This is a genomic window from Roseibium sp., assembly GCF_965232425.1.
GTDB lineage: Bacteria > Pseudomonadota > Alphaproteobacteria > Rhizobiales > Stappiaceae > Roseibium.
Window position 1 is genome coordinate 5,003,430 of the sequence record NZ_OZ246971.1, and the last position, 14,781, is coordinate 5,018,210.

3 protein-coding genes are annotated in these 14,781 nt (G+C 55.4%); all 3 read left to right on the top strand.

The features are described from left to right. Positions 1–861 precede the first annotated feature (861 nt). Positions 862–1,431: a hypothetical protein gene (locus ACO08A_RS22790; RefSeq protein WP_422038215.1), complete on the top strand. Its 570-nt coding sequence runs from the start codon at positions 862–864 to the stop codon at positions 1,429–1,431. A 2,303-nt stretch (positions 1,432–3,734) separates the two neighbouring features. Further along, entirely contained in the window at positions 3,735–4,529 is a 795-nt protein-coding gene (locus ACO08A_RS22795; RefSeq protein WP_422038216.1) for an ABC transporter ATP-binding protein, read from the top strand. 790 nt (positions 4,530–5,319) lie between these two features. Next, positions 5,320–14,766 carry a DUF5801 repeats-in-toxin domain-containing protein gene (locus ACO08A_RS22800; protein ID WP_422038217.1) on the top strand — a complete coding sequence of 3,149 codons (9,447 nt, stop codon included), beginning with the start codon at positions 5,320–5,322 and terminating at the stop codon, positions 14,764–14,766. Positions 14,767–14,781: the final 15 nt, after the last annotated feature.

The window sequence follows — 14,781 nt, forward strand, 5'->3', positions numbered from 1 at the left end:
ATATCCGACATGTCACATACCGCCCTACGGCCCGAATTTCCAGTCATTGTCGACCTTAATTCGGCGCGATCCGAAAACTCCCCGGCCTTTTCCCGAAAAGCGGAGACGCAAGCTTGCGAAATGCCATCAGGCCGGATAGGTGAGGGACACAAGCGGGCGTGGTGGAACTGGTAGACACAAGGGACTTAAAATATTTAGGGTCCTTTGTTGCCTGATTCATAAAATTTCCAGGTGTCAACTTTTAGGAATTTGGTTCTTCGATCTTAATCGAATTTCTCAATACCTGACAGATCAACGCAAAAATTACTGACTTGCACAAAACATTACGTTTTTGTGCAACTTTGCACTATTTGGCGGCTGTTTCTGTGGGTGTTTTACTCGCTCTTACTTCCGTTTTCAGCTTGGGAATTCTGACAGAATATGCAGGTCGTGTTGGCTTGAACAACCATTGAAAGTGTGTAAGAAGCTGAAAAATATGCGGACGTGGTGGAATCGGTAGACACAAGAGACTTAAGCGCAAATTGAGTGCCCGAACGGAAACGTTTGGAGTAGAACTGCTCAAATTCGGGGAAACCTTCGCGGCGAAGCCGCTGGCAATCCCGAGCCAAGCCTCATGAAGGGGAAGGTGTAGAGACTATACGGGCAGCACCTAAAGCCGTAAGGCAACGGTGAAGAGATAGTCCAGACCACAAACGCTACGCGCGGCGGCGAAAGCCGTAGTTGGTAAGAAAATCTCTCGATCATTGATCGTGCGGGTTCAAGTCCCGCCGTCCGCACCATAACTCTATCGAACCAGAAGATTGCCAATATCATCGCTCTAGATAGCAACGCGAGTCTCTCTCCCATTTGGTATACTGACAAATGAAGTTTGAATTGATGCTCACGGGGCGGATACCATCGTCCAACAAAAAGTTAAACTTAGACCTAGCGAAACGAATTCGTCGTCAAGTTGATGACCAAATGAAAACACTATGGGAAGCAAACCCATTGAGTGGCTTCCAAAAATGGAGAGCAAACAAGGAATACAATGAAAACACTTGGGAAGGAGCTGCAGTCTTTGACAAGAAAGATAGGAAATTTGTCGCTCTAATAAATGATCGCCTGTTGTTGGCTGCTCGCATCTCGTTTCACTTCTACGACCCAGAAGGAGGATTGGATATCAAATCGCACATCGTAGATGTCGACAATAGGTTGAAGGTTCTTCTTGATCTCCTGCGTGTGCCGGACGATTTGAAGCAAGTTCCAGAAGATATCGATACGAACTATTGTTTATTGTCTGACGACAAACTTGTCTGGGGTGTTTCGGTTGAAAGACATCGACTACTTGCCCCAATAAACTCAGAGAACCATTTCACTCGATTGGTAGTCGAGGTTGTTCCTGCGAAGATGGCAATGGGCAACATTAGTTTGTTTGGTGTAGAAGCTCATTAGAATTTGAACATCAGTGCACAAGAGGATTCTTCTGCTCGACGCGGATCTGTAGAGCCATTGTGCGACTTTCTGTGCAACATTTCGCAGATAAGGTGGATGAAGCTACGCTACGCAACAGAATTATGCTTACCTAACAGATGTTTATAGGATGTAGAAGCAGCAAAGAAACTAAAATCAAGGACTTAAATCCCTCGGCCCTAGGCTGTACGGGTTCGAGTCCCGTCGCCCGCACCAAAGTTCTAAAACATCATTGAATGACTGTGTCTAGGTCTTCTGAAAGAGTGAATTTCATTAAACTTCCTCAATATGCTGGTGCAAAATGCTAGTGACCATCGTATTCGTTGTTTTTGTGGTATTAATTATATACCTTTTTTCTAAATTCAATTTTCAAAGTAGTGATACTGCAAAAGACTATTTCGGAAAAACATTGAGAATTGCTGCATACGGTGGTTTTGTTTTATTCTTAATGTTCGCATTGATGGCAATAACTCTTTTTTACTACACGGGTTCCTGGATAGGGCAGTAGGCGATTGAGTTGTGACCTCGGAGTTTGGCGGGCTCTGGAAATTTGATTACATGGTACAAAGAACTAGTTTCGTAGGCGGATCGGCTGGCTCTTCTTGTGCAATTTTCTGTGCGGGTGTGTGCGAGATTGGTTTGAAGTGGCGAGGATAACATCTAAAAAATTTATAATATTCAGCTACTTATGAGAACTCTGTTTGTTGTTCAACTTGATACATTGGACTTAAAATCCCTCGGCCCTAGGCTGTACGGGTTCGAGTCCCGTCGCCCGCACCAAAGTTAAACAACGTCAATGAGTTTGTCGCTTAGATGCTCTGAGATTTAGCGTTGGGCTACACCTGCGTTTCTCATCACCTGTTTAACTGATGCGCGCAAGAAACAGCCAAATCAGCTGCGGGTTGTTGATAGAAACCTTTGAGCTCTCCATTGCTTCCTAAACAGTTTCATGAACGTTCAACAGTCCTTCGCCAAGCCTCCGTAAAAAAACGTAGAAGACGGTTGCAACGCAAACCATGAGTGCATAGGCGGCCAGTGATCCTGTGTTCAAAATCAAGGCAAGTTTTGCCCCTCCAATTGCGCCACCGACTGCGCTGATCAATGCGAAAAAGAAACGCCCAAATGCCGATGGCAGGCTTTCGGGGCTTTTCCAAATCCCAATCAATCCAAGCAATTTATGCAGTTTCTCAATCCTTCTTCACGTCGTCATTTTCATCGAAGTGTCCCATCAGATAGAAACGAAGCACGAACGCCGCTGCAGGAACACAGGAAATGAGAGCGTAGGGTATCAGGACCAAAAACTCTGAAATCTGATGTCCGTTAGCAAACCACAGAAATGCGGTACCAGAGCCCCAAATGACAAAAAACCAAAATTTTGACGCATTCAAAAAGTCCCAAGACTTCGATTTGTCGCGTGGTTTTTTCACCTGTCGCCAGCTCTTGGTTCCGTCGCACTAGCACGCCCAGTGAACCACTCACTGTTTTCGAGCTCGGCGAGCCTCCTGCGAGCTGATGCGCCAGTCCCAAGCATTAAGCCAGTAGCCGTGAAGTACCATTCGGGACCGCGAACAAACGTCGGCAAGGTGATCAATAGCCCGAGAGCGCCGACAACTATCGCCGTCGCCACGTAATCATTGTTGAAAAGCACAATGCTCAAAAGCGAGAAAACGAAACCCGGGAGCGCCCACCAAAGGTTAAGTGTCTGAAGGATAAGTAAGGCAAGGAGCGGCCATTCAATCGAGCATCTGAGAGCCCACACTTCGTGGCGCAAGAAGAGGCTTTTCAGCCATCGATAAACCAGCTTCGTCAACCCCGGTCTTTGCTCCTTGAAAGTTCAACCAGTTCTTGCGGCTTCCCAGTTTACGTTTCCGAAGCACGCTTGTTCAACCGATTGTTGAATGCGTCTGATGCTTCGAAAAAGCCTCCCAGCGGTTGTCTTGATCATCCAAGAAACAAAATCAGTCGCACAGGTATACGCGATTTAGAAGGTTTGTGCTCTTGTGCGCTGCCATCGCAGTTGTGCTCTTTTGCTTCATCGAAATCCATCAATCCCGCAAGGCAGTGCAGGGTGCCTGGACCAGTCCATCTTTCAAGTCCGTCCTAACGGTCAACACATGCGTTTTTGCTTGTCTCTCGAACCAGCCGGGTGTTTTTGTGCGCGCTTCTGTGCAAGTCTGTGCGGGTTCAGCGAGCGAGTGCCGCGTGAACGTCGAAAAAATCATTAATTACAGAGGTTTATGTGATGCTTGATGGTTTCAGCCCCTGGCCATGGTGAAACGCAAAAGATGACACCTGTTCGCAATGACGGAGCGCCGATCGTTTCCCTGAGCGGGCTTGCAAAGACATTTGCAAACGGAACGCGTGCGCTCGATGGCCTCGACCTTGAGATCAGGCGCGGTGAGTTCCTGTCCCTGCTCGGGCCGTCGGGTTGTGGCAAATCCACCTTGTTGCGCGTTCTGGCCGGCCTTGAACAACCCAGCGGGGGAACGGTCACCTGGGACGGCGCAGCGGGCGGGCAGAGCGCGCATGATCTCGGCTTCGTGTTTCAGGAGCCGACGCTGCTGCCGTGGGCGACGGTCCGCGGCAATGTCCACTTTCCCCTGCGCACGAAGAATGTGCCCGTTGGAATCGCAAAGGACCGCATTGACGGGGTGCTGGAACGCGTCGGTCTTGAGCGGTTTGCCGACAGCTATCCGCATGAGCTGTCCGGCGGTATGAAGATGCGTGTCTCGATCGCACGGGCTCTCGTCACGGAACCGAAAGTTCTCCTGATGGACGAGCCCTTTGCGGCACTTGACGAGATCACGCGTTTCAAGCTGAACGCCGACCTCCTGCGCGTCTGGCAAGCGTCTGAACTGACTGTTGTCTTTGTCACGCACTCCGTCTTTGAATCGGTCTTTCTTTCGGAACGGATTGCGGTCATGCGCGGGTCTCCGGGGCGCCTGTCAGACGAGATTTCGATCGACCCGGCGCTGATCCGCGACGAACGCTTCAGAACGTCGTCAGACTATGCGGGGCTTTGCCGGCAGGTGTCGGACGCCCTGCATGCGACCATGGCCGGTGAAGGCGCTGGCGTGTGACACGAGGTCCGGAACGGGGGCAGATCGCCACTTTTCTGCCACAAGCCCGCGGTTGCCGATGTCATCGGACCTTTCCGATTTCCACAATCTTCGCTGCAATGCATACGTTCGTGGACGGTCAATCCAGCGCGAAAAAGAGAAAAACAGCGGAGATTTTTCAGGTCAGGAAGTTGAAACTTCCTGTCTGAAACATGTCCATCGCGTCTTTTTCGAATACCCGCATCATTGACTGTCTTAAACAATGTATAAATCGCTGTTCTGACTTCGATTTGCCGATTTTTTATGTAGAATTCAAACCAAGTGAAAACTAATTGGCGGCGTGACTTCATACCTTCCGGCGTGAATGCTTTGCGTTTTGGCTGTTCAACGATCTTTAGTTGGGGCGACCGGTTGCTCGAAGGATCATTCCGAGCCCAAATACTAAAAAGGGTCCTCCGGTCTGCGAAGCGGAAACGATTTTGATGGTGCTTTCGTGTAAAGTTCATCATGCTTCGGAAACATTACTCTTTCATGCGCGTTCACAAATAAAAAACACTAAAAATCCGTATTGAAATATCTTCTTATTAATAAATAAGACTTGAAAAATTCCTCTATTATTAAAATTTTACACAAAATATAATTGAATTTTACTCGATTTTGGGCTTCCGAAATCCATTAATAGCTCAATTGCGGCCGGATGCATTTACCTTTTCTAAAGTTTAACGATTCCTTGCTTTAAATTTATATTAAAAATCGGTAAAAGTCAGACTGCTGATTTTAGAAAACTAATCACAAGTGCAGAGTGTTGGCGATGAACGAATTTGTCCGGATTGCGCAGGCGGGCCCATCAACCGGAGCGCAGGATGAACCTTCGGCTTTGGGAGATACCGGAACACTGACGGTCGCGCGTCCAGCGGCGCAGCAAAGCATCGTCATGCTCAGGGAAACCGGGCAGCTTGTCGATTTCCGGCAAATTCTCAACGACAACATCTCGTTCATCCGCATCGACGGCGCCCTGCAGATGGTGTTCGCCGATGGCGGCATGGTCATCATCCAGGATTTTTTTGCCGGGGACGCCGGTGCTGACGCCCTGATCATCGGAGATGGCCAGTTTCTGTCGATCGACGGCTTCGTTTCGCTTGCCAATCTGCAAGTCGCCGACGAGATCCAGACGGCTGCCGGTCCAACGAGCAACCTTGCGACCGCACTCGGAAGCCCGCAAGGCTCCGGGCAGACCTTCGAAGCGACGACCATTGGCGACCTTGGCGACGGCTTGGGATTTGCCAGCCTGCTTCAAGGCGAAGACCCGCAGCCCCGTGCGTTCGTCACCGATGATTTCTTTGACAGCGAAGTTCAGTCCTCGCCGTCCATCGGATCACCCGTCGACAGCACGCTGGATGAGGAGAACCTCGAGGAAGGCACGGACCCTGACAATCCTGTCCGTGTGACTGCGAGCCTGGATGTCCTGTTCGGCGAGAATCCGGGCAACAACCTGAGGCTCGAATTCGAGAGCGTTCCAGGCGGACTGACGTCCGACGGCGTGCCCCTGGTCTCGAACATCTCGACAAATTCCGATGGCGGCCAGACGCTGACGGTGCGCAAGGACGGCACCGGGGAAATCGTATTCACGGTCACGCTTGAAGTGGTCGGCAGCGGCAGCACGGCCAGCGGCCAGTACACGTTCGAGATCTTCGGCAACCTCGATCATGTTCAAGCCGGTCAGGGCGAGAGCATTCCGCTCGTCTTCGGCTTCCGCGCGTTCGATTCCGACGGTGATTTCGACAGCGACACATTTACCGTCAACGTCATCGACGACACACCCCTTCCGGGCGAAAGCGAAACGCAGCAGCTTGGAGAGGACAGTCTTCCGGACGGGTCCGATCCCACTCCTTCCGGGCTTGTCGCTAGCGGTGCGCTCAACATCGAGTGGGGGGCCGACAACGCGGATTTCTCCGCAGACGGCGCCGTGCAGGATGTCCCGGGCGGGACAGGGAACCGATCCGTTGTTTTTGCGCCGGTCGCCGACCAGCCTGCGTCAACGCTGGCGGCCAGTTCGGATGGCGTCGCACTCGAATACGAGTTGTCTGAAAACGATACGGTGCTGACAGCGTACAAGGGCGCGGGCCGTCTGGAAGCCGACAAGGTCTTCGTGGTGTCGCTCTCCGACGATGACACCGGCAGTTACGAATTCGAACTGCTCGGCAACATAGATCACGGCGCGCCGCTTTCGGAAACCGACAGCGTCTACGATCTCGACTTCGCGTATGTGGCACAAGATGGCGATGGCGACGCGGCGACCGGAAGCTTCGGTGTCGCGATCCTCGACGATGAAGCGGTAGCCGGAGATGTCGATGTGCAGTCCGTTTCCGAGAACAATCTGGAGAACGGGACGGATCCGGACGCGGACGAACTCACGAAGTCAGGTGACCTGAATATCGTCTGGGGCGCGGACAACGCGGACAGTGCGACCGACACCGATACCCAGGATGTACCCGGCGGTACGGGCAACCGCTCTGTCGTCTTTGCCGCGATCGGGGACCAGCCGACCCAGGCTACGACGTCGGGAGGTGTGCCGCTTCAGTATGTGCTGTCGGAAGGAAACACCGTTCTGACGGCCCTGGATGGCAATGGCGAAAAGGTTTTCGAAGTTTCGCTGTCCGACGACGCTTCCGGTTCCTACACTTTCACGCTTCTCGGGAGCATCGATCACGACATTCCGGGGTCCGGCGAACGGTCAGAGACGTGGAATCTCGATTTCAAGTTTTTCGCAGTTGACGGAGATCAGGACGCCACACCGGGTGAGTTCCGGGTTGCGGTGATTGACGACGTACCGCTCGCCGGCGATGCCGAACAGCGGACGATCCAGGAAAATGACCTGGCCAACGGCACCGACCCTGATCCGGACGCACTCGAGAAGAGCGGCGATCTCAATCTTGCGTGGGGGGCGGACGACGCAGATACCGCGGACACCGGCGGTGTCCAGGACACGCCCGCCGCAGGCACCCGGTCCGTCGTCTTTGCCGCGATTGATGACCAGCCGACGCAGGCAACGACCTCGGACGGTGTCGCCCTTGAATACGTGCTGAGCGCGGATAGCACCATCCTGACCGCCTACAAGGGCGCAGGGCGAACGGAGGCTGACAAGGTCTTCATCGTCTCGCTGTCCGACGATGAAACAGGTTCCTACACATTCGAGCTCCTGGGCAATGTGGACCACAACCCGCCCGGTTCCAACGGACAGATGGTGTCCTGGAACCTGGATTTCGCCTTTGTCGCCAGCGACAGCGACGGTGATACGGAGACGGGCGAGTTTCGTGTGACGGTTGTCGACGACGAACCGGTCATCGGTGAACCTGAGTTGGGCGTGGTCGAGGAAGAGGAACTCCCCGGCGGACTGGACGATCCCTATCCGTTCTTTCTTGACGGCGCGGCCAACCAGGAAGGTACGCCGCTTACCGACCGGTTTAGCGGCTCGCTGAACATCATGTGGGGCGCCGACGACAATGATGTTGTCGATACGACGTCCGGTGATCTGCCCCTTCAGGATGATATTTCTACAGCCGATCAACGGTCGGTCGTTTTTACCGATGCAGCTGACGGTCTTGTCGCCGACCCGAGCGCAATCCTCACCGTTCAGGACGAGACCGGAGCAAACATCGATCCGGCCGCGCTGACATCCCGCGGAGATGCGCTGAGTTACGTCCTGTCGGAAAACGGTACGCATCTGACCGCCTTTGCCAATTACGGCGGGGCGGAGGAGCGCAGCGTGTTCCGCGTCGCGCTCTCCGACGACGAGAGCGGTTCCTACACGCTCATTATAGATGATGTCCTGGATCATCCCATCCAGGACACGACGCCGTTCGATGAGGATTTTCTGTCGCTCAGCTTCGGTTTCATCGCGCGCGATGCCGACGGAGACGGCACATCGGGCACATTCGACGTTCTCGTGCTGGATGACGGACCGCTGTTCCGGACCGATGACGTGTTCAAGATCGAAGGTCTCGAGCCGAGCATCTTTACCGAAACAGCTGATTTGCGCATTCCCGAAGACGGAACCAGCGGCACGATCTTTTCCACCATCGAGGTACCGGACGGGGGAACGATCCAGGATATCAACGTCTCCATCGAGATGCAGCACGACTTCAGTGGCGACCTCGAGGTCTACCTGATCGCGCCTGATGGCACGCAAATTCAGCTTATCCAGGTGGACGGGGATCGCGCAGGAGCAGTCAACGGAATCGTCTCCTTCGATGACGAAGCGTCCGAGCGTATAGATACCCTGGATAATAACATTGTCGGCACCTGGCTCCCCGCCGACCCGAATCTCAACCTCGATTTTCTTGAGGGACGCGATCAGGCGGGGCTCTGGATTCTCGAGGTTTCCGATCGCCTTGAGGGTGATACCGGCCAACTTGTTTCGTGGACGCTGGAAATCCAGAGTGGTGTTTCCGCCTCTGTCGACGAGGATGACCTTTCCATCGCGCGCGGAGACAATGTCGACGGCAATGGCGACGTGGCCGCAGGCGACAACGAGGTTATCACAAATGCGTCCCTCGATAATGACACCGACCCGACGACCGTGTTCGGCAATCTCGGTGTGCTCTGGGGTGCGGACAACGAGAACGACATCGAAAACGGCGGCGCGAGTGCCGGAACAGGTGACCGTGCGGTTGCATTTGTCGAAGGCGACGGCGGCACGATCGATCGGTTGCTGGACATGGGCCTGACCTCCAACGGCGAGGCGCTCACCTACAGCTTGAACGCGACCGGCGACGTTCTTACCGCCAGCGCCGGTGGCAGGGTCATCTTCACCGTAGAGCTTTTTGACGTGGATACAGGGTCATTCAAGTTCGATCTGCAGGATGCCCTGGATCACGGTCTTGGCGAAAATGAAAACGACCTCATCCTTAACTTCCTTTTTGTCGCGACCGACAGTGATGGCGACACGGGCACGTCCTCGTTTTCCGTTGCAGTGGATGACGACCTGCCGACGATCAGCGACGCTGCGGAAAACCTGACCGTCAGTGAAGGCACGGCAGGGCCAACGTCCGGGAATCTCGGGCTTTCGTGGGGGGCCGATGTTGCGGACGCCGCGGCCGACGGGGCAACGCAGGACATGCCCGGTGGTGCCGGCAACCGGTCCGTGGTGTTTGCGCCGATTGCGGAGCAGCCGACACAGGCAACGACATCGGACGGTGTCGCACTGGAATATGTCCTGTCCGCGAACGACACGGTCCTGACCGCCTACAAGGGCGCGGGACGGCTGGAGAGCGACAAGGTGTTCGAAGTCTCCCTTTCGGATGACGGAACGGGTGCCTACACGTTCGAACTTCTGGGCGCGATCGATCATCTGGGCAGCCAGTCGGAAACCTGGGATCTGAACTTTGCCTATGTGGCCAGCGACAGCGATGGTGACAATGTCGATGGCGATTTCAACGTCACGATTACGGACAGTGAACCGGTCATCGGAACGGCCGAAGAAGTTGCTGTCTTCGAGGAGAACCTGGCCGCCGGTACAGACCCGGATGCGGGGTCTCTGGCGAAGTCCGGTGACCTTGGCATCACATGGGGTGCCGACGATGCGGATGCAGCGGCCGACGGGGCAACTCAGGACACGCCCGGCGGTACCGGCAACCGGTCCGTGGTGTTCGCACCGATTGCGGAGCAGCCGACACAGGCGACGACCTCAGACGGGATTGCTCTGGAATATGTCCTGTCCGCGAATGACACAGTCCTGACCGCGTACAAGGGCGCGGGACGGCTGGAGAGCGACAAGGTTTTCGAAGTCTCACTTTCGGATGACGGCACTGGTGCCTACACATTCGAACTTCTGGGCACAATCGATCATCTGGACGGCCAGTCGGATAGCTGGGACCTGGACTTCACCTTTGTGGCCAGCGACAGCGATGGCGACACGGTTGAAGGCGATATCCTGGTGACCGTCGGGGATGATGAACCTGTCGCTGGAACGGCCGAAGAAGTTGCACTGTTTGAAGAGAACCTTTCAGGCGGTATGGACCCGGATGCGGGATCTCTGGTGAAGTCAGGTGACCTTGGTATCGCGTGGGGCGCCGACGCCGCGGACGCAGCGGCCGACGGGGCAACGCAGGATACGCCCGGCGGTGCCGGCAACCGGTCCGTGGTATTCGCGCCGGTTGCGGATCAGCCGACACAGGCAACGACCTCCGACGGGGTTGCACTGGAATATGTCCTGTCCGCGAACGACACGGTCCTGACCGCGTACAAGGGAGCAGGACGCCTGGAGAGCGACAAGGTGTTCGACGTCTCCCTTTCGGATGATGGAACGGGCGCTTACACATTCGAGCTACTGGGCACGATCGATCATGTTGGCAGCCAGGGGGAAACCTGGGAGCTGGATTTTGCCTATGTGGCCAGCGACAGCGACGGCGACATGGTCGAAGGCGATATCCTGGTGACCGTCGGTGATGATGTTCCCGACGCTGAAATCCGTGTCGAGGACTATGTCAGGATTGACGAGACCTATGGTCTGCACAGCGACAACGTATTCGATCCAGGTACGGGAACGTACGATCCGGATGTCGTTGCCCTGTTTGTAGGTGTGGGGTCACCTGGGACCGACAGCGACTTGCCGGGACCGATCTACGCCAGCTACGGCGTTGTCGGTTTCGATGTTGAAGGAGGTGCTGACGGTGTTGCGGAAACCAGCCTGGCGCTGCGCATTGATGATGCCGCATCAGGACTGACGACCACAGACGGCAAGGCAATCACGCTGTTGCTGGAAGACGGCCTCATCGTCGGGCGCATCGACGGTAACGGCGACGCTGCCTTTGCGATTGCGATCGATGACGAAGGAAACGTCAGCATCGTTCAGTATCTGTCGCTTCACCATCCGGATATCACCACTTCGGATGAACATATAACTCTGAGTGGAAAAATCTCGGCCGTGCTGACCGTGACCGATGGTGACGGGGACATTGTCACCAGAGACGTTTCGATCGGCGATGACGTGACTTTCGACGATGACGGACCTTCCGCATTCCGGCGTGGATCGGGCTTGACCGGAAGTGAAGCCGACTTCGTGTCGGGTCCGGTGGCCGGTCAGCTTCAGTTCGACGGTGGCGCCGACGGAGCGACCGTGACCGGTATCTCCTTCGTCGCGAACGGTGACTATGTGCAGAGGATCGACCCGGATGCATCGGGTGCGGCCCGACGCGGAGATCTCACTGCCCAAGGCGTGCCCTTGACTTGGTCGACGTCGACGGACGCCAACGGTGTGATCACCGCAGTGGCCGTTTTGGAAGGGACAACAATCGAAGCCTTTGAAATTGTTGTCAATCCGGATGGAAGCTACACCTACGAGCAATTCGTCGGCTTTGATCATCCCGATGCGAACGAGATCGACCGCGCCGACCAGCTCATCTTCCGCATGCGGTTCACCGTAACGGACGGAGACGGCGATACCGACACCAATACGGCCGTCATCAGGGTCAGAGATACAGGCCCGGAAATTGGCGAAACCCAGGACAGCATTCTGGAAGAGGGTGGCCTTTCGGTTCTGAGCGATGTTGATCTCGCGATCGAGTGGGGCGCTGACGACGCAAACGGTCAGGGCGGTGTTCCTGGTGAGCGGTCGGTCGACTTTGCCGAAGCGGACGCTGCCGCAAACGTGTCCATATCGGACGCGTCAGGCACGGTCAGTGAGCTGTATTCGAACGGCGAACTAGTAAAGTTTGCTTTCATCAACGATGTCCTCGTGGGGTACACGGGATCGGCCGTTCCGGGCACGGCTGGCGACAGCAGTGTCGTCTTCGTCGTCGTTCTTTCAAACGAGGGAAGCGGAAGCTACGACTTTGTGCTCCTTCGGCCTCTGGATCATGCTGCTCCTGTTGGTGCCGATCAGTTCCTTGATCTGAGCTTTGCGTTCACTGCCACGGACTCGGATGTTGATACCAGCGGTGACGGAAACTTCACGATCCGTATCGACGCGGCTGGCAGCGCCACGCCACCCGACTACTCGGCCTTGACCTCCAGTGTTTTCGTCAATCTCAGCGATGAGGCACAAACTTATCTTGGCCAGACCGTTTTGGCCGAAACGGCCACTGACCGGGACGGGGTCGACCCGAAGGTTGTCGGCATCGACGGCACGGGAGCAGAAGACGATGCAACCGGTGGAGCGGGCAACGATGTTCTCATCGGCAACGCCAACGACAATGCGTTGACCGGAAACGCCGGAAATGATGACCTTTTCGGTGGAAACGGGAATGACAGTTTGTCCGGGGGGCGTGGGATCAACCTGCTCGATGGTGGAGAAGGTTCCGATACCGCAGATTACTCCGATCATCCCGAAGCAATCTATGCCAGGCTTGATCTTGGCTGGGTGACAGACAATTCCAACCGGTTGCTGGGTTGGTCAAATCTGTTGAATGGCATCGCCAACGACACCGTAGATCATGACGAACTTGTCAGTATCGAAAACGTCGATGGCACAGCCTTCAACGACTTTATCTTCGGTAACGGTCAATCCAACATTCTCTCTGGCGGGCTGGGTGATGATTTCATCGTGGGCCTCGGCGGTGGTGACGTACTGTTGGGTGGCGCCGGTCAGGATAGCCTCTTCGCTGTCGCGGGCGACGGTAACAAACTTGCCGGTGGCGCGGACCAGGATCAGTTGTTTGGTGGGTTCGGCGCCGACGAGTTCGTATTCGCCGCAGGAGAAGGAAGCAACACTCTCTCAGGTGCTGATCAGGTCTCGTTCTTCACCGACGGAGACGACAAGATAGTCATTACGGGTGGATTGACGTTTGCTGACCTGACGATCAGCGACGATGCATCCGGAAACGCAACGATATATGACAATGTCAACAATCAATACATTGCCGTTCTAAATGGCGTTTCATCGTCCAGTCTCGATGCGTCGGATTTCATTTTCGGATCTGATCCGATCGTGCTTGACCTTGACGGAGACGGGGTGGAACTGCTTTCCGTCGAGAACGGCGTCGCGTTCGACCACAACGCCGACGGCGTTGCTGAAAACTCGGGTTGGGTTGGCGCCGATGACGGGCTCCTCGTGATGGATGTTGACAGCTCCGGCGCTATTGAGAATGGCTCGGAGGTCTTCTCCGAGGTTTTCAATGGCGGGACCTACGCAAATTCGCTTGAGGCGCTGGCCTCGCTTGACGACAATCGTGACAACATCATTGACGATCGTGATGGCAGCTTCGGTGACATCAAGGTCTGGCAGGATGCGAATTCGGACGGTGTGTCGCAGGACGGCGAGCTGAGGTCTCTGGCCGAACTCGGTATCGAGGCAATCGGTCTGGAAGCCGTCGAGACTTACCGGGATGTCGATGGAAACACCGTTTACGCAGACGGAAACTTCACGAAGTCGGACGGTGGTACGGGCACTTATGCAGGCGTGTCCTTCACCGTTGAGGGTGACGATCAGGCGGATGCGGACGATACCACCCGCCAGTCCACCGCTATCGCGGCAAGCGTCGGGCTTGTCCTTTATGCAGCATCCACGCAGGAGGTTGCAGCTGGGCTTTCCGAAGTCAGGATCGTTGCCGCACCCGAAAGCGCTGCAATCTCGGTCGCAGAGGATTTTACCGTTACGGTTATCCCGGCGAGCGGATTTGAAGGGACGGGTTCGGTCGAGTTCGAGCTCGTGTTCGCGGACGGATCCCTCGTTACTCGGGACGTTGCGTTCGAGGTCCAGGCTGACACAAGCACCGTGTCCCAGACGCAGACCCCAGCCGAAAGCTCCGGCCCGGTAACCGCTCCGGACAACCAGGCGGACATCAATTCAACTGATCCGGATTCAGGCATTTCCGAGCTTGCAGCCCTTGTGACCGGTTCCGTCATCAGGGGTGATGACGGCGACAACGTTCTGGTCGGCACGGCAGGCGATGACATCCTGATCGGAGGTTTGGGAACTGACATACTGACGGGAGGAGAGGGCGCGGATACGTTTGTTCTCACGTCTCTCGCTGATGCGGACATCATCACCGATTATGACTTCGGCCAGGGTGATGCGATCGATCTCGGAGACCTTCTCGATGGCGCCTTCGGTCCTGGAGACAATGCGAACGACTACGTGCGTGTGCAGAAGCAGGCCGACGGTGACGTGACAGTGTCTGTTGATCTTGACGGACAGGGAGCCGGCCACGACTGGCAGGACGCTGCCACGCTGCAGGGGCACGCTTCCATGGGTGAGAGCATCCGGGTTGTTCTGGATACCGAGGGTACAGAGGCCCAGATTCCCGTCACTGTGGCGTGATGGACCGGAAAGGAT